The following is an 18,175-nucleotide window of genomic DNA, read 5'->3' as shown; positions in this document are numbered from 1 at the left end:
TCCGTTAACGAGTATTTGAACTGGATGAATCCACCTCTGAACTCCGTTAACGAGTCTTTGAACTTCATAAGAAACCTTTAGGTTGCAGCGAGTAGTCCCCAATACCCAAATACCAAATACCATGCAAAACCGCAACTCAACAGCTACAAACACACTAGGAAAACCATTAACCACTGCAACCACCAGCCGCAGACCTTTCCTAGAAATTAAAGACGTTACCAAAGTCTATCCCACAAAGAAAGGCCCCTTCACCGTACTCGATGGTGTTAACCTCAACGTCGAACAGGGGGAGTTTATTTGCGTCATCGGCCATTCTGGCTGTGGCAAATCGACACTACTAAATATGGTATCCGGTTTTAACTTTCCCACCTCCGGGCAAGTGTTACTCGAAGGAGAACCCATTACCAAGCCAGGCCCAGACAGGATGGTTGTCTTCCAAAACTATGCCCTACTGCCTTGGAGAACAGCTTTTGAAAACATCTACTTAGCTGTTAACGCCGTTTATCCCAACAAACCACAAGCCGAAAAAAGAGCGATCGTCCGCGATCATCTAGCAATGGTGGGACTGGCGGACGCGATGGAAAAGAAACCAATGCAAATGTCCGGTGGAATGAGACAACGGGTTTCTATCGCCCGTGCTTTAGCGATTCGTCCGAAAGTCTTAATTTTAGATGAACCTTTTGGGGCGCTAGATGCCATTACCAAAGAAGAGTTACAGGAAGAATTGCTCAAAATTTGGGGCGATAACCGTTGTACAGTGCTGATGATTACCCACGACATCGACGAAGCACTATTTTTAGCAGACAAATTGGTAATGATGACCAATGGCCCCCATGCAAAAATTGGCGAAGTCATGGAAATCCCCTTTTCTCGTCCGCGCGATCGCAGCCGCATTATGGAAGATCCCCAATACTACCAACTGCGTAACTATGCCTTAGATTTCCTCTTTAACCGCTTTGCTCATGATGATGTAGGTTAAGTGCGATCGTCATTCATTTTTCCAGAATCATACCAGATGGTGGCGGGAAGAACCCTGCAATCAGTAGGGGCAATTCATGAATTGCCCCTACAACTGCGTCTACAAGTTATAAAGTATGTGTAGATAAAACAGTGAGCATGTTGAGAAATAAATCTGTATGACAAGCTACCCAGAAAGCCTAACTAGTAACGAATCCATTAATGATTTAATCTCCGAGACGACAAGCATTAACCATGTTGAGGTAATTGAAAATGTCATCGACTCTTTGGAACAAGATAATAGTGCGATGGTTAGCCACACTCCAGAGGGTGGTTATCTCTGGAAATTTAAGTATGGAAGTGTGCAAGTATTTGTCCAACTCAACGGCACAACTGATGAGGACACCATAACGGTTTGGTCTGCGGTGCTAAATTTACCTGCTAAAGATGAACCTAAGTTGATGCGTTATCTTTTGGAGTTAAACTGCTCTAGTACTTTTGAAGCGCGTTTCGGTATTATTGAAAACCGGGTGGTTGTAATATCGACACGCACCTTAGCGGAGTTATCTCCTGGCGAAGTGTCTCGGCTAATTACCATTGTGGCAACGATCGCTGATAATAACGATGAAGCCTTACAAACTGAATTTGGTGCAACTTAAAGAATTTTCGATTTTCGATTGGGCTATTGCTGCATCGAATGCATAGCAATCAGGTTTGGCGACTAATTCCTTTGCTAAAGGTGGTTGGTAATGTGCAGATGGCTATTGACAACACTCAGTCCTGAGTGCTGAGTGCGGTCAATAGGCTTTGAAACCCCCATTCCCTTGTAGGGAAGGGGGGCTGGGGGGTTAGGTTTTCGAGGCTTAGATGTTACAAAAAAACTTTTCAAACATCCTCTTAAAGGCGAATTACAACTTCTACGCATATAACGCAGGTAATTCCGAAAATACAATTGATTATCTACGTTATTTATTAAACCTATTTAGTTTTGTTCATTTATAGCCAGTTGTAGAGCCTTAACTGAACTCGGTTGAATGCTGTATCAATCATGTAGAGCGGTTCTACAGCACTCACTTAACAACTGGCTTCCCCTGGGACTTTAGAAGCGGAAAGTTTTATCTTATCCCTCGTACAACTTCTTTGCTGTCCCGTTGTGTTGATATCTCTATTGAAACTGCAACCCAAGGACATTAGCTGCCAAATTGCCAAAATTGCTCAGGGGGCTATCTTTTCCCATATTCAGACTCTAGAAGATTCAACAATTTTTCTTGCACAGCAGTAAAATCAGGTTAATTAAGCTTCCTTTGATTTTTACTCCTGAAGTTGAAGCCGTGAAGTCACAGAGGGGTTTGCGGCAAACCTATTAACCCTATATTGCCAATGACTCAATTAACCCACAAATTATGGAATTTATTGCTCTTTGAAAGAACGACCTCTCTTGTTTTGACAGGATCACTCTTGGGGCATAGCTGGACTGATGAAAGTGAGGGTTTAGCTAGACATGCAGCTTGAGTATCCGCTTTTACGGACTAGAGCGCAATATTTCTCTGAAAATGATTAGATTGTAGTATTTTATAGAAAGTACAGCAGACTATAAGACAGCAGATGTACTAGCTTTCTCGGAGGTTAAGCGGACAAAACCCCTGCATTAGTGCGGTAACACCAATTAACAGTAATGCTTTCTCGAACACTGGAATTTTTATGTCCCAGGTATCGCTCCCCCAATCGCTGCATCCAGACCTACCCCTCACGGCTCTTGCGCCCATGCAGGATGTGACAAACCTCTGGTTTATGAAGGTTATTGCCCACTACGGCAGTCCTGACTACTTCTTCACCGAGTATTTTCGTGTCAATGATACCTCACGGCTCAATCGTAGCATTCTGGCAGCAATCACCGAAAACGACACGGGTCGCCCCGTTTTTGCTCAAATGATTGGCGAAAGCATTCCAGACTTGGTAAGAACAGCAAAGGAACTCTGCAACTATAATATCGCTGGAGTTGACTTGAATATGGGCTGTCCAGCACCTAGAATCTATCGTAAAAATGTTGGGGGTGGATTGTTGCTCTCACCAGAAAAAGTGGATCGGATTTTGGGAGAACTGCGTTCTGCTGTGAACGATCGACCTTTGACCGTCAAGATGCGCGTAGGCTTTGAAAATACAGATAACTTTTACGAAATTCTAGATATAATCAATCGCCACAGCATTGATTTGCTGAGTTTGCATGGTCGCACTGTGAAAGATATGTACCACGGAGCCGTGAAATATGATTTGATCGCTGAAGCTGTCAGACGAGTTCACTGTCCAGTGCTTGCCAATGGCAATATCGACTCAGCGACAACTGCTATTGAAGTGCTTTCTCAAACGGGCGCGGCGGGTGTGATGGTGGGACGGTGGGCGATCGGGAATCCTTGGCTTTTTAATCAAATTCGGCAGGCTTTGCGCTTTGAGCCGATCACGCCCGTTCCTTTAGTAGAGGTACGCAACTATATTGATTGTTTATGGCAAACCCCCACAGCGACAACTATGCCAGAGCGATCGCGCGTAGGCTACCTCAAAATGTTCCTCAACTACATTGCCCTGAGTGTTGACGCTGAAGGTCATTTTCTACGGCTAATGCGACAGACCCAAACCGAGGGAGAAATGTTTAACCTCTGCGATCGCTTTCTCCTTGCTGATTTAACGAAAACTTTAGCCCTAGCCCCCTCCTTGAGTGTATAAGTGTAGCAACTATTTAGTTCAGCTTTACCAGTACAGCAGAGATACAGACTATACATTGAGGCTGCCCAACATATAGGCGTAGATATAGCCAAGCTGTGATGAATGTGAATCAAGATGGTAGGTTCTCGGATATATTGGGCAACCTAAAAGTAGGCGATCGCTGATCGTAAATGCCGTAATTCGCTCTTTGTTACCAATTAAAGCCTGGATGTGAGGATCTGCTAAACCAGTTATGAGCCTATTTTTTAAATATCTTTCAGGGGTAATTTTCCTGCCAAGACGCTGTGCGAACCTCAAATCTCTCAGCCACCGAAAAAGATGGCTTGGTAGGCTGGCTTTACTACTGTGTACTTGGGGTTACTGGATGCAACCAGTTCAAGCAGAAGGCAGTAGAAATTTGTACCCTAGCGGTGCTACTGGTTCTAGAGCCAACCTGGAATGGCGATCAACAGACAAGTATGGGCCTACCACTCCTGCGGATTATTCTCTTCTGCGGCGCACATTGCTACAAGTGTATGCTAAAGCTGGAGAATACATCCTCTTGGGTTCTAGTTCCGTAGGAGTAGATAGTGCTGACATTTTGATCTATGGCAGCAAAACAGGTCGAATAGGTAATGAAACCCTCTCTAATCTTAAGTTCCAATGCTCTACCCAAAGAACCCAGACTGCAAATACAAATCAGGGTAAAATATCTAGCCGGAACCAAGAATTAGCAGGCCCAGACACAATCACAAACCCAACAACTGCAACACCGGGCGGGGCAGTAACTAACGGCTACGTACCCTGTTACTATCAAGTTCCAGTCGGCGGCGATGGGATTTATTATGTAGCTTTCTATGGAGGTCAAGGAGGTAATAGTAACTTTGATGGAACTCCTACACCAACAATTAACTTTGGCACCAACTTTAAAGATCCATCAGGAACCAGTATCGCTGCGTGGGATGTGACGGTACGTAGCAGCTTGACTTCCACAACCGATATTAACGGGCGACTCTTTGCCGACTACTTAGCACTGTATACCGGAAACAATGCCAGACCGATCGAATCTTCATTCTACATTGTCACTAAAGATGGTTATCAATATAAAACTGCCCTCAATGGCTTAGATCCCAATGGTTTTGTCATTTATGGCAATGATGTCGGCTACTATGACAGCGATGGAAAAACACCGCTCTACCATGATGTTCTGAGTGCAGTTAATAATGCTCTGATGCCACAACTTCAAGGTGGAACCAATTTCGCCTTACCCAACCATGTCATTTTCTTCAATAATCCTCAAACGAGTGTCGGAACAAATGACTCTCTCTTTGCCCGTGGTATCCCTACAGTAGCTATACTTCCCAGCGTTAGTAATTCTAGCTTTATTGGTACAGCTGGGGCTAATAACTCGAACCAAAGCACAGGTGGAGTTTTTAAATTCGACAGTAATGTAACAGGTAACTATGAAATAGTCATCAGCAGAGATGGTACTGATTTTGATCCAGCTAATCTACAAAATCGAGTACTGCGGGGAACGATGACGGCATCTGGAGGTCAAACCGTTACTTGGGATGGTAAAGATAATAGTGGCAACTTTTTCCCCGTTGGTACAGATTACCCAGTTAACATCACAACTCATGCTGGTGAATACCACTTTCCTTTGATAGATGCTGAAAACAGTACCAAGGGAGGCCCAAGTTTTACTCTCCTCAACGTCACCAATCCTTTGGGAAATAATACAGGGTTTTACGACGATCGCGGTTATCGTACCTTGTCTGGGGTAAATGTGGGAACACCGAATAGTGTGCTATGTGGAAATTCCCCACCATCTATATCTCACAGTAACCTGTCAACAGGATTTAACACTACCAGTACTCAGCGTGCCTTTGGTACAGCCAGCGGTGGTAACACTAATACGGTTTGTACAGGCTCCTTCGGTGATGTCAAAGGATTAGATATATGGACTTATGTTCCTAGTAATGCGGTTCTAACTTATTTAAATATTATCCCAACAACTTCTTACCAAGTTTCACCATTGGCGGGCCAAGTTATGATCAACGAGGTACTTTATAAAGAAACAGGTACTACTACTGACACCAATGATGAGTTTATTGAACTCTACAATGCTTCTACATCCCCTGTAGATTTAAGTGGTGTGAGGTTGACAGATAGCAACGTCATTGTCGGTAGTAGCGATGCTGCTGGTGGCTTTAATTATACATTCCCCAGTGGCACGACTTTACAACCAGGGAAATATGCTGTCATTTGGATTGGTAATAATAATGCTAACCATCAAGCAACAGGAGCAGCTTTTCAAGCTTGGTTGGGACAAACTCCCAAGCTCAACAATTCCGGTGATGATGTTTGGTTGTATGATAACCAGAATAAGATTATTGACTATATCGCCTATGGTGCGGGTAGTGAAGTTAATACACCTCCCCCAACTGCTCTAAATTTGTGGGATAATACCTATCAGTCTTCTTTGGCTGGGGCTAATTCGGGCCAGTCTATCAGCTTGACCCCCAATGGCAAAGATACGAATGTCAGCGCTTGCTGGGAAGCAACCACCAGTGGTAACTCTAGCACACTATGTACAAACTACCTACCAACTAGAGACACTGATACTACAGGTAGTCGTGTTACCAGCGTCGGGGAAAGTAATAACGGTGCTACTACGGTTAATGCAAAGCTTTTGTTAGTGAAGCGCATCACCCGCATCAATAACCAAGATTTAACCGATATTGTGGATGGTCGCAGTGACGTTGCTACTACTGCTGCTAATTATGTCCCAGAACCCTATGCCTCTGATGATAATTATCTGACATGGCCTGCTGGCTACCTGCGGGGATTGATTAATGCTGGGACTGTTAAACCAGGAGATGAGTTGGAATACACTATCTACTTTCTCTCTAAGGGCCCAAATGATGCTACCAACGTTAAATTCTGCGACCTAGTTCCTAGCAGTACTACTTTTATTCCCACTGCGTTTAATGGTAATACTCCTCGTGATGGTGGCTTAACAGTCGCAGATCAAGGTATTGCTCTTGCTCTTGGTTCTAGCAATCCCACAGTTTACCTCACCAATATAGAGGATGCAAGCGATCGCGGACGTTTTTATGCTGCTAACGATCCAGCGCCATCATACTGTGGTGCTAACACCAATGGAGCTGTGTTGGTGAATATCACGCGGAGTCCAGATTTCCCCAATTTAGCCAAAGATTCTTACGGCTTTGTTCGCTTCCGTGCCAGGGTGAAATAAGAAAAAGTGAGGAGTGAGTAGTTATAAGTGAGAAGTTTTGAATCTTTAACTCATCACTCATAACTCCTAACTGATAACTATTTTGCTAGCCGCCGCTGACTGGTGGAATTAGCACGACTTCATCTCCATCTTGTAGTAGGGTATCTGGTTCGACAAATATGAGATTAATCCCAAAACGGGTGATATCACGCCATTGCGAGAGTTCAGGGTGTTCAGCTATGAGGCGATCGCATACTGCTTTTACTGGCATACTATTGGGAAATTCCAGCACCAGTTCCGAAACCCTAAAGGCTTCTTGATAAGCAGCGAACAACTTGACGGTAACGATTATTGCAGATTTAGACATACAACATGCTTTGGCAGTACTAGTAAACTGTGGAACAAATCCAAGCATCTGCTCGTACCCCTACAATACAAGCAAGCTACGCATAGCGTGTCGCAAACAAAACTCGCTAACGCTATGCTATCGGCAATCTAAAATCACCAACAGCTATACCCTTGTAGTCTCTTTCAATCCAAAATTGTTTGACTATTCAGCATTGAGGATTTTTGGTACTTTGAAAAATTCGCCTTCCTGTTCAGGGGCACTGTTGAGAATGCTTTCGCGGTCAGGATAGGGTTGTAATTTGTCCTCTCTTGTGATATTACTGACATCAATCGCCCGTGTTGTTGGGGGCACATTAGTCACATCAAGTTCATTCAACTGTTCGATATAGTCCAGAATACTTGCCAACTGGGTAGTGAATTGTTCCTCTTCTTCTGGAGTCAATTCTAAGCGAGCAAGATTAGCCACTCTGTGAACTTGTTCTTGGTCAATCATAAATTGTCATTGGTCATTGGTCATTGGTCATTGGTCATTGGTCATTAGTCCTTAGCAAATGACAAAGAACTAATGACTAATGACTAAAAGAATACGTCAATTTGCGATCGCCCGGTGGTTTTCAGCCAGTTTTGGGCTTCGATGTAGTTATTGGGAGCCATGCGAATAGCGCGAATCCAATAGTCTGCTGCTTGGTCAAAAAGTGCTTCGCCAGCCTCGTTATCTCCAGCTTCTTTTTCTTTTTCGCCTTGGTAGTGATAAATCACAGCGATGTTGTTCAAGGCTTGGGGTAGGCGTGGGTTTAACTCAATTCCCTTGTGATATAGTTCTAAGGCCTTTTCGTGGTCGCCATTGCTGGCATAGATTAGCCCCATATTGTAGTAAATATAGCCGCGATCATTGGTATCTTCCTCTAGTGTTAGAGCTTCTTCATAGTATTCCAATGCTTCAGCATATTCCCCTTCTGCTTGGGCCGACATGCCATCTCGATAATAAACAAACGCTTCTTTAGCTTTTTTGTTGGTTGGCAGGATCTTCAGGATGATATCCGCCATCACTGTAAAGGATTTGTCAATAAAATTATCGTTTTTTTGTGTTCTTGGCATATTTCTCTCTGGGTATTGGGGATGGTGGGGCCCCCTCTGGGGATAAGGGGTAATGGGGACTGGGGACTAGGTATTGGGGACTGGGTATTGGGTTAATAATCAATAGTTATTCTTTCCCCACTCCTTGATCTCCCTCATCTCCCCAATCCTTATAGTTCACTCAATAGCTAATTTAACTGATTTGCGGGTGCATTCTTCTCACTGAGGGGTATGATACATTCCGCACTATTATGGCGAGAGTTGTTTACCAAGGTGCTAACTGGATATGCAGTCATTGCTGACGCGGGATAGGGACGCAATAACTGCTGTAGGGTTTGGGGCGTTTGCACTTGGGAATCTAGCCATAAATCGTAATCTTGTGGCTCTAGAATCACTGGCATCCGCTCGTGGATGGGTTGGAGTAATTCGTTAGCTGCCGTTGTCAAAATTGTACAAGAGATTATTTCTTCGTTAGCAGGGGTTTTCCATCTCTCCCACAAACCTGCAAAGCCGAAGGGTTGCCCATCTTGCAGACGAAAATAAAATGGCTGCTTCTTACCTTGTTGGCGTTGCCACTCATAAAAGCCATCAGCTAGCACTAAACAGCGTCTGTGCTTAAAAGCCGAACGAAAGGCGGGTTTTTCGGCAACAGTTTCTGCCCTAGCATTAATCAGCTTTGCCCCCATTCCTGCATCTTTCGCCCATGATGGAATTAATCCCCAACGCAACTGCTTAAATTCACGCTTTTCGCTTTCGGGATTTTGTAACACTGTTGCCACCATTTGCGTAGGTGCGGTGTTATATTCGGCTGCTAAATCTGGAACTGGCTCCACCTGGAAAACTTGAGATAATCGTGCTGCCGACTGGTTTAGAGTAAATCTTCCACACATACTTTTATTCTCAACCACTGACTAAATTAAACATCTCAATCTAGAAACAAATAATCATATTTTTTTTATTTTGTCAGATAATTTTATCTAGTGCGTCAGATGCTAAATATAAAAACAAAATATCCGGTTTATGGAAAATCTTTTGGTAAAATATTGTATTTTGAACCTTCAATTATCAACATATTCCTAACTGTATTTTAGCATGGAACTACTGCGCCTGTACGATTTTTTACCTTCTGGCAATGGTTATAAGATACGTCTTTTATTGACACAACTAGGTATGCCTTTTGAGAGGATAGAGCTTAACATCTTGAAAGGTGAGACTCAAACACCAGAATTTTTAAGTAAAAATCCCAACGGTAAGATACCTATTTTGGAAATCGAGCCAGGAAAATATTTGGCAGAATCAAATGCCATATTAGTGTATCTAAGTGAAGGTACAGAGTTTTTACCTTATGACCGCTTTTTACGAGCGCAGGTGTTGCAATGGCTATGTTTTGAACAATATAGCCATGAGCCTTTTATTGCTAAATCAAGATTTTGGATTTCTATTTTAGGTAAAACTGAAAAATATAGTGAAGCTATCAAGCAAAAGCGTGAACCAGGTTATGCAGCACTTAGCCTGATGGATAAACACTTAACTTCTTACACTTTTTTTGTGGGAGAGCGTTACACAATTGCTGATATAGCCTTGTTCGCTTATACTCATGTAGCTGATGAAGGTGGGTTTGATTTAACACAATTTTCTGCTATCGAAGCTTGGATAGAAAGAGTCAAAGCTCAACCAAGATATATCAGTATTACACAAGCTTAAAAATTCGGTTTTGCGAGTTTCTGTCTCTCTTTTGTTGCCTCTAGTAGAGAATCTAATGGGTGAGATGTAGCCTCATATTCAGGAGGCAGCAGAGTCTTCAAAAAAGATGTTACTAAGCAGCAACTAGGTATCTGTGTCAATTTCTATCAGCTTTTGCCGGGAGGATAAACCTGACTTAATTCTGATATAAGATTTGGGTACATCAAATTTATCTGCTAGTAGTTTAATTAACTCTTCATTAGCCTTACCATCGACTGGGGGCGATTTTAAATACACAGTTAGACTGCCATCAGGTTGTTCTTCAATTTTTTGCTGTTTTGAATTAGGTTTAACTTTGACTTTTTTTTGCATAGCCTATTCTGTGTAATTGTCGCAGCCACAACCAACCTAAAACACAACCCAATACATAATGAGGAAAATCCCACCAAACAAAGGTGGTACCAAGTAACAATTTACCTATTAAGGTGGCGCGAATCTCTTCTAATAGTGGCGGATGCCAAAGTTGCAAAAATTCTAGTATACAGGTGATGACAAAAACCCATATAGGAATTTGGATTAACGCCGCCCGACTTCTGAAAAACCAAAATGCGAACAGACACCAAAATATTTCGTAAAATACAGCGGCTCCGTAGTCATTAAACCAGTGATAGGCAGGCCCATTATAATACTTAAACAAAAAGCCCATCGAGACAACGATGAGCACAGAAAGAATAATAAATATTGTTTGGTTACCGTGTCGAAGCATTTTCTATAGACTAGAGACTAAGGAAAATTTTAGCAGCCTGAACGACTGGAGTCTCGTCTACACAAACGTAGGCGTTCGTATAGCGTCCCGTAGAGAAGCCGTCCCAGGAAACAACAGTACTGTAACTTATATGTTAATGGCTGCACTGCCCCCCATCAAAGCCTCTCTTCACTTTGGGGAGCAGAATAGAAGTGGGATTTTTGGTATACTCTACGACTTTTCAAACAACCTTTTATAGCAGATTTGTTAATTGCGTACCGACCTTATTTAGCAGCGCCCTTTTTTTAGAACAGATGCAGCTTGAAGGTGCTAAGGGTGCGAAAGCATTAACCCCAAAATATACGGATACAATATTGATTCTTTCCATACCAGAAGCTGTAATTGATCTTGATCCGCCAGAGGACTACGAGCAGCTACTATATATTTTATAAATCGGACAGGATGCTTAACATACAATAATAGTGCTATACCTTTGTAGTTAAAAATTTTCATAAACTACGAAGGCTTAAAAAAATCACAAAGCCGACTTTTGCAACACAACCGTATTTGATGGCTAATTCAATTGTTTCAACAAAACGGCTCGGCAGCCAGTTAATCCACTGGTTGCTTGAAGAAGACCGACGAGAGAAAAAAGGGCCTTACCGTAAGGAAGAAGCACATCGCCAGCATTCTTGGTGGCAGGTGATGTGTTTGACTGGTGTAGATTATTTTTCCACCCTTGGCTATCAACCTGGGATTGCAGCACTAGCAGCTGGCGCTCTTTCTCCTATCGCTACCCTGATTCTGGTTTTGCTAACGCTTTTTGGAGCATTGCCAATTTATCGGCGCATTGCTGCCGAAAGCCCTCATGGTGAAGGGTCGATCGCAATGTTAGAGCGTTTACTCCCTTGGTGGCAAGGCAAATTACTTGTGCTATGCTTACTCGGCTTTGTGGCAACTGACTTTATTATTACCATTACCTTGTCAGCGGCTGATGCCACAGCCCATATCATCGAAAATCCGTTGACGCCAAATTTGCTTCACAATCAGACGATCGCAATCACCCTAATATTAGTTGCATTACTAGGCGCAGTTTTCTTGAGAGGTTTCCGCGAAGCCATTGGGATTGCAGTAGTTTTGGTGGCAGTTTATCTGCTGTTAAACTTTATTGTCGTTGGCGTCGGGATGTATCAGATCCTAACTCACCCAGTAGCGATCGCTAACTGGCAAACTGCACTTTTTACACGCAATTCCAATCCTTTAATGTTAATCGGCATCGCTCTCCTCATCTTCCCCAAACTAGCGCTGGGATTATCAGGTTTTGAGACTGGTGTTACCGTTATGCCTCTGGTTAAAGGTAGCAGTAACAGCACTCCGCAGCATCCCAAAGGGCGGATTCGGAATACACGCAAGTTGCTCACCACTGCTGCTCTGATTATGAGCTTCTTTCTGCTGACCACTAGCTTTATAACCACTCTACTGATTCCAACCGCAGAATTTGCATCGGGGGGGAAAGCCAACGGACGGGCTCTTGCTTATTTAGCACATTTGTATTTAGGCAATGCCTTTGGCACAATTTACGATTTAAGTACTATTTCTATTTTGTGGTTTGCAGGTGCATCTGCAATGGCAGGGCTGTTGAATATCGTGCCTCGCTACCTACCACGCTATGGCATGGCACCCAATTGGGCACGAGTAACCCGACCTTTGGTGTTAGTCTACACTGCGATCGCTTTTGTTGTCACCATTATCTTCAAAGCAAGTGTAGAAGCCCAAGGTGGAGCTTACGCAACTGGTGTGCTGGTGTTGATCACCTCAGCCGCCTTTGCCGTAACTTTATCAGCACACCGTCACCGACAGAAGCGGGCAAAACTGGTCTTTGGCATCATTACACTGTTATTTTTATATACCACCATTGTCAATATCATTGAAAGACCAGAAGGGATTAGAATTGCTGGGTTTTTCATCGGTGCGATCATTTTTACCTCGCTGGTTTCTCGTGTTTGGCGTTCAACAGAACTGCGAGCAGAGCGGATCGAAGTTGACGAACTTGCTAGCCAATTCTTTGCTGAAGATAGCCAGGGAACAATACGACTGATTGCAAATCGGTTGAATACAGGCGATGTCCTAGAGTATTTTATGAAAGAGAAAGAGGTACGCGAAGACAACCATATTCCACCTAACGATCCAATTCTGTTTCTAGAAATTCATGTATCTGATGCTTCGGAATTTGCGGATGTGATCGTAGTAAAAGGGGTGCAAGTTGGTGATTATCGCATTCTCCGGGCTGAAAGTGCAGCAGTACCGAATGCGATCGCAGCTTTACTACTTTATATTCGCGATCAAACGGGTAAGATTCCCCATGCTTACTTCGGCTGGGTTGAGGGAAATCCCATACAATACCTATTGCGTTTTATCTTGTTTGGTGAAGGTGATATTGCTGTAGTTACCCGTGAAGTACTGCGTCGGGCTGAAAAGAATCCCCAGATGCGACCTGGTATTCATGTTGGGGGTTGATTCAGGAGTGCTGATTTAAGAGTGCTGAGTGCTGAGTAAATTAAAATCACTCAGCACTGTTTTGTTAACAGAGTTCTCTCCTTGTTCCCTTGTCTCCCCCTCCCCTTGTCCTATAAAGGTGCGGCAAAAAATAAATCGGTGATAGAAGTGGCGATCGCACCTTCAGCCTCAAGGCGGAAGAAACTGCCCTAAAATTTATGTAAACATGAGCCGCAGAATCTTAGATTAACTTTAAAATTATTTAACTTTATAGAATGCCAGACGCAGACAAGTTCCAAAACCAGCTGGCTAATGACAAGCTGCTGCATCGGCAAGTTAGTAAAAAAGCGAATGATTCGCTAGTAGCCAGTCGAGAAGAGGGAATGGTGCTTCAGTTGGCTGATGGCACTATCCAGGCTTGTAATGGCGCTGGCGATCGCATTTTGGGACTGACCGCAGAACAGCTTGTGGGGCAAAAATTGCTCGACTCCAAGTGGCAATTTATTCATGAAGATGGCTCTCCTTTGCTCAGTGAAACTCACCCTGCGATCGTTGTCCGAAATACAGGTAAACCTTGCTTAAATGTGGTGTGTGGCTTTTATAAGCCAAATGGTGAGCTAGTCTGGTTATTGTTGTCCTCGCAACCTCTGTTTCAAACTCAAGGAAGCAATCTCTATGCGATCGTGACAACTTTTTCGGATATTACGGCATCTAAACACGCCCAGTTGGAGGAGGGCTGTAGTTGTGAACAAGATACTCAACGAGTTGATACAGATGAATTTCAGGCACTGTGGGATAGTCATCGTTTGTTTCAACAAATTGCTGGCACTCTTCCGGGAATACTCTACATTTATGACCTAATTGAGCAGCGAAATTCTTACGTTAATTACGAAATTGCTCAAAGTTGGGGCTATACACCAGCAGAAATCCAGGCAATGGGCAAGGATTTATCTACCCAACTTCTACACCCTGAAGATTTGGCTCGACTTCCTAGCTATTTTGAAAAATTTAATTCTGCGCGTCAGGGTGAAGTCCTTAGCTTTGAATACCGGATTCAACACGCCAATGGAGAGTGGCGCTGGTTTTGTAGCTATGACACTGTGCACAGCAGAACTACTGATGGATTGCCGCAATATCTTTTGGGGATCGCTTTTGATATTACAGAGCGACGACACATAGAAATTTCTCTGCGGCAAAGTAATGAAAGATTTGAGCTAGCAGCGGCGGCAGTTAATTGCCTAATCTATGACTGGGAGATTGGCAGAAATACTGTGGAAAGAACTCAGGGTCTAACCCAGGTTTTTGGCTACACACAACAAGAAACTGAACCTACCTTCCAGTGGTGGCAAGAACGCATCCACCCTGATGATCAACAAAGAGTTAATGACCAATTCATGGCTAGTATGGCTAATGGAAACCGTTATCGCATCGAGTATCGAGTGCGTCACAAAGATGGCCGCTATTTGTGGGTGGAAGATCAGGGGTTTGCAGTCCGGGATGCAAATGGTCAGGTAGTTAGGGTAGTTGGTGCAAGTACTGATATTAGCGAACAGCAAGCTGCCCTATGGGAACGCCAAAAAATTGAAACAAATCTGCGCGAGAGTGAAGAACGGATTCGGTTGGCCACTAATGCTGCTGAACTGGGTATGTGGTTTTGGAATATCACCACCAACGAGGTAATTTGGACAGATAAATGTCGGCAGCTGTTTGGAGTGTCCCTAGAAGCCGAAATCAGCTTTGAGATTTTCCTTAACTGTGTACATCCAGAAGATCGCCAATGCGTTCATGAAGCGATCGCCCGCTCTATTGAGAAAAAGGTTGAGTGTGATATTGAATACCGCATCCTTTGGTCTGATGCTAGTATTCATTGGATTTCTGCTAAAGGTCGCGTCTTTTATGATGCCGAGGGTCAAGCAGTACGGATGATGGGTACTACTCAGGATATTACCCAACGCAAACAGGTAGAAAATGATTTGCGCCAGCGTGAAACTCAATTAAGGCGGTTAGTTGATTCCAACATTATTGGCATTATGTTCGCTACTCATGATTACATTAGTGAGGCGAACGAGGCTTTTTTAGAAATGATGGGTTACACGCGAGAGGAACTTTTAGCGGGTAAGATACACAGAAAACACATCACCCCACCTGAATATCATACTCTCGATCAGCAGAGGTTAGAACAACTTTTAACGGTTGGGATATGTACTCCCTTTGAAAAAGAATACATTCGTAAGGATGGTTCCCGCATTCCGATACTAATTGGTGGTGCCTTGGTGGAGAGAGATCCCGCATCTTGGATCTGTTTTATTCTTGACTTAACCCCCAGGAAGCAATTAGAAAGGGCACTCAGGCAACAAGCAGAGGAACTCAAACAGGCAAACCGGAATAAAGATGAGTTTCTGGCCATTCTCTCCCACGAATTGCGATCGCCTCTCAACCCCATTTTAGGGTGGTCATCGCTACTCAAAAGCCGCAAATTTGATGAAGTGACTACAAATCGGGCTTTAGAAACCATTGAAAGAAATGCTCAATTGCAGATTCAATTAATTGATGAGTTGCTAGATGTGTCCCGAATTGTTCGCGGTAAGTTGAGCCTGACTTTTGCCACTGTTAACCTGGTAGCTGTAATTGATGCTGCATTAGAAACAGTCCGGTTAATCGCCGAAACCAAATCCATCCAGATCAAAATACAGGTTGACCCCAATGTTGGTAAAGTGTTAGGCGATTATTATCGCTTACAGCAAGTTGTGGGGAATCTACTCTCGAATGCAGTCAAGTTTACTCCCCCTCATGGTTCAGTGGAAGTTAGCTTATCATTGAGTCGTGAATTGACTTCCCACTCAGCACTAATTCAAGTGAAAGACACAGGTCAAGGTATTTCCCCTGAATTCCTACCCCACGTATTTGAATCTTTTCGTCAAGCCGATAGCAGCACAACCAGAGAATTTGGCGGACTGGGACTGGGATTAGCAATAGTTTGTCACTTAGTAGAGTTGCATGGTGGTGCTGTAACAGCAGCTAGTCCAGGAATTGGAAAGGGAGCAGTTTTTACTGTCAGACTGCCTGTGATGAAAGAGAGTGGCAAAGCAGGAAAAGCAAGGGAATCAGGAAAAAAATTTAACTCGTTACTTCTTCGTGGACTACGAATATTAATTGTCGATGACGATGTTGACACACGGGAGTTTCTGCACTTCTTGCTACAACAGAATGGGGCGTTGATAACTGCCGCAGCATCCGCAAACGAGGCATTTAAAATTATAGCACAGACTATACCTAATTTAATAATCAGTGATTTAGGAATGCCAGAAATGGATGGTTACAGCCTGATTAGGATGCTCAGATCCATGCCCAAAGAGGAGGGCGGGGAAATTCCGGCGATCGCTCTTACCGCCTATGCTGGAGAAAGCGATCGCGATCGAGTCTTAGCTGCTGGTTTTCAGAAACACATTGCCAAACCAGTAAAACCAAATGAATTACTCACCTCAATAGCAGATTTGCTTGAAGAGAGAGTAGGGAGTGGGGAGTAGTGTAATTCAAAATTATTTGAAAAACGCTGCCTGTAATCCAAGGTTTAACTGAAACTAATCCAATTCCCGGCGTCCTTCCAACGCCCTCGCCAAAGTCACTTCATCTGCGTACTCTAAATCACCACCCACAGGTAAACCAAAAGCAATCCGCGTTACCTTCGTAAATGGTTTCAGTAGTTGACCGATATACAGTGTTGTTGTCTCCCCTTCTACACTGGGACTAATTGCGAGAATTACTTCTTGAGGTTTTTGCTGACTCACCCGGCGCTGTAAAGCCAATATAGTCAACTGATCTGGGCCAATTCCATCAATTGGCGAAATCACCCCGCCTAAAACGTGATACTTGCCTTTGTATTCGCGGGTTTTTTCTAGCGCAATCACATCGCGAGGATCTGCTACAACACAGATAGTGTTGTTGTCACGATTGGTATTGCGGCAAATTTCACAAACAGGTTCAGCAGATAAGTGAAAGCAAACAGAACACAAGCCTATCTGTTTTTTGGCCTCAATTAAAGCTTGTGCCAAAGCTTCTACTTCTGCTTCTGGTCGCTTCAAAATGTGCAAAGCCAGTCGTTGGGCACTTTTAGGGCCAACTCCCGGCAAGCGTTGCAATTGCTCGATTAACCGTGCTAAAGGGCGTGCGTAAACCGTTGTCTTATCTCCAGAATGTTTTTACTTTAACTATGATGACATTTTTAGGACAATATCGAAGGTAAATAGAAGCGGGCGAATACGGTTTACCTGGTGGTTTAATTTATTTAATCGATGTTTTTTCCGAAATCTAGCTCAAAAATCTATGGGTTTTCCAGAGCTTGGGTCAATATCTGGAGGTAGACATTTATTAGCTACGCCTACTGCGGGATTATTGCCAGACAAAATCCAAGGGGGTAACAAAGTATTAGTATTCGAGTGCTGTGAGCGTCAGATTATATTGTTTAATACCAATTACCTGTGAGGTTGCATAGAACAAGGGGCTTAAGCCTCAAGTCTGACCAAGCGTGATTTTATGCAGCTTCTTAGAGAATTGGTATAACAGCACTAACTAAGGCATCATGTAAAAATAAGTTGTACAAATTTAATTTGGAATAAGCTGTCAGCCTTACTTTCCAATTAAAAGTGTTCAAGTTATTTTTGCGTGACTCCTAAGTCAGAGACGGTCATTTCTGCGCTCCTATTTATATGGCAACCTTTATTATTTATACAGTCAACAAATATGAATTTATGCACAAGTCAAAATAAAAGAAAAGCGCCTCCTTTTGGAAAGCGCTGTTTATCTATACAATTACAATTTCAACTAAAAAGCGCCCTCCTTTCTAGGAGAGCGCTTTTTGATTTATCTAAACTTGAGAATTAACCGTTGATAGCAGGAGCGGTTAGAGCTACAGGAGCGGAATCGCCAGCAGC

General features: G+C 43.4%; 16 protein-coding genes. 8 read left to right on the top strand and 8 right to left on the bottom strand.

All coding sequences use genetic code 11. The features are described from left to right. The first annotated feature begins 121 nt into the window (after positions 1 to 121). From HWQ44_RS02960 to HWQ44_RS02950, 3 genes are all read left to right on the top strand, one after another. Positions 122 to 979 (top strand): nitrate ABC transporter ATP-binding protein, encoded by an 858-nt coding sequence (locus HWQ44_RS02960; RefSeq protein ID WP_292714557.1) that lies wholly within the window; start codon positions 122 to 124, stop codon positions 977 to 979. 157 nt (positions 980 to 1,136) lie between these two features. Further along, positions 1,137 to 1,616 carry a YbjN domain-containing protein gene (locus tag HWQ44_RS02955; protein WP_292714554.1) on the top strand — a complete coding sequence of 160 codons (480 nt, stop codon included), beginning with the start codon at positions 1,137 to 1,139 and terminating at the stop codon, positions 1,614 to 1,616. A 1,042-nt stretch (positions 1,617 to 2,658) separates the two neighbouring features. Continuing rightward, positions 2,659 to 3,678: a tRNA-dihydrouridine synthase family protein gene (locus HWQ44_RS02950; protein WP_292714551.1), complete on the top strand. Its 1,020-nt coding sequence runs from the start codon at positions 2,659 to 2,661 to the stop codon at positions 3,676 to 3,678. A gap of 48 nt (positions 3,679 to 3,726) precedes the next feature. Here the strand turns inward: HWQ44_RS02950 and HWQ44_RS02945 are convergent, their stop codons facing one another. Further along, on the bottom strand, positions 3,727 to 3,975 hold the full coding sequence (locus HWQ44_RS02945) for a hypothetical protein (protein ID WP_292714548.1): 249 nt from the start codon (positions 3,973 to 3,975) through the stop codon (positions 3,727 to 3,729). Between the two features lie 67 nt (positions 3,976 to 4,042). Here HWQ44_RS02945 and HWQ44_RS02940 point away from each other — a divergent pair, with 67 nt between their 5' ends. After that, positions 4,043 to 6,916, top strand: a complete 2,874-nt coding sequence (locus tag HWQ44_RS02940; protein ID WP_292714546.1) for a lamin tail domain-containing protein — start codon at positions 4,043 to 4,045, stop codon at positions 6,914 to 6,916. 85 nt (positions 6,917 to 7,001) lie between these two features. Here HWQ44_RS02940 and HWQ44_RS02935 read toward each other — a convergent pair whose 3' ends face one another. The 4 genes from HWQ44_RS02935 to HWQ44_RS02920 all read right to left on the bottom strand — a co-directional run bounded on the left by HWQ44_RS02935 (position 7,002) and on the right by HWQ44_RS02920 (position 9,210). Further along, positions 7,002 to 7,262 (bottom strand): MoaD/ThiS family protein, encoded by a 261-nt coding sequence (locus HWQ44_RS02935; protein WP_292714543.1) that lies wholly within the window; start codon positions 7,260 to 7,262, stop codon positions 7,002 to 7,004. Between the two features lie 183 nt (positions 7,263 to 7,445). Beyond that, the gene (gatC, locus tag HWQ44_RS02930) at positions 7,446 to 7,736 is read right to left on the bottom strand and encodes an Asp-tRNA(Asn)/Glu-tRNA(Gln) amidotransferase subunit GatC (RefSeq protein WP_292714540.1); all 291 of its coding nucleotides are present in this window, start codon (positions 7,734 to 7,736) and stop codon (positions 7,446 to 7,448) included. Between the two features lie 83 nt (positions 7,737 to 7,819). Next, positions 7,820 to 8,341, bottom strand: coding sequence for a photosystem I assembly protein Ycf3 (locus HWQ44_RS02925; protein ID WP_292714537.1), 522 nt, complete (start codon positions 8,339 to 8,341; stop codon positions 7,820 to 7,822). A gap of 167 nt (positions 8,342 to 8,508) precedes the next feature. Then, positions 8,509 to 9,210 (bottom strand): SOS response-associated peptidase, encoded by a 702-nt coding sequence (locus HWQ44_RS02920; protein WP_292714534.1) that lies wholly within the window; start codon positions 9,208 to 9,210, stop codon positions 8,509 to 8,511. 202 nt (positions 9,211 to 9,412) lie between these two features. Here HWQ44_RS02920 and HWQ44_RS02915 point away from each other — a divergent pair, with 202 nt between their 5' ends. Next, positions 9,413 to 10,024: a glutathione S-transferase family protein gene (locus HWQ44_RS02915; RefSeq protein ID WP_292714531.1), complete on the top strand. Its 612-nt coding sequence runs from the start codon at positions 9,413 to 9,415 to the stop codon at positions 10,022 to 10,024. Positions 10,025 to 10,147: 123 nt separating this feature from the next. Here the strand turns inward: HWQ44_RS02915 and HWQ44_RS02910 are convergent, their stop codons facing one another. Next, positions 10,148 to 10,375, bottom strand: coding sequence for a DUF167 domain-containing protein (locus HWQ44_RS02910; protein ID WP_292714528.1), 228 nt, complete (start codon positions 10,373 to 10,375; stop codon positions 10,148 to 10,150). Continuing rightward, positions 10,353 to 10,769, bottom strand: coding sequence for a DUF2809 domain-containing protein (locus HWQ44_RS02905; RefSeq protein ID WP_292714525.1), 417 nt, complete (start codon positions 10,767 to 10,769; stop codon positions 10,353 to 10,355). The genes HWQ44_RS02910 and HWQ44_RS02905 overlap by 23 nt, the downstream gene beginning before the upstream one ends. A 293-nt stretch (positions 10,770 to 11,062) precedes the next feature. On the opposite strand from HWQ44_RS02905, the gene HWQ44_RS02900 reads away from it, so the two are divergent. From HWQ44_RS02900 to HWQ44_RS02890, 3 genes are all read left to right on the top strand, one after another. Then, positions 11,063 to 11,200, top strand: a complete 138-nt coding sequence (locus tag HWQ44_RS02900) for a hypothetical protein (protein WP_292714522.1) — start codon at positions 11,063 to 11,065, stop codon at positions 11,198 to 11,200. 118 nt (positions 11,201 to 11,318) lie between these two features. Continuing rightward, complete coding sequence (locus HWQ44_RS02895) at positions 11,319 to 13,265, top strand: amino acid transporter (RefSeq protein ID WP_292714519.1); 1,947 nt, start codon at positions 11,319 to 11,321, stop codon at positions 13,263 to 13,265. Positions 13,266 to 13,519: 254 nt separating this feature from the next. Then, entirely contained in the window at positions 13,520 to 16,771 is a 3,252-nt protein-coding gene (locus HWQ44_RS02890; RefSeq protein WP_292714516.1) for a PAS domain-containing protein, read from the top strand. 54 nt (positions 16,772 to 16,825) lie between these two features. Here HWQ44_RS02890 and recR read toward each other — a convergent pair whose 3' ends face one another. Then, entirely contained in the window at positions 16,826 to 17,383 is a 558-nt protein-coding gene (gene recR, locus HWQ44_RS02885; protein ID WP_292714514.1) for a recombination mediator RecR, read from the bottom strand. Positions 17,384 to 18,175 lie beyond the last annotated feature (792 nt).

The organism is Nostoc sp. JL34 (assembly GCF_017114945.1).
Classification (GTDB): domain Bacteria; phylum Cyanobacteriota; class Cyanobacteriia; order Cyanobacteriales; family Nostocaceae; genus Nostoc.
This window is presented reverse-complemented; position numbering and strand designations above follow the sequence as displayed.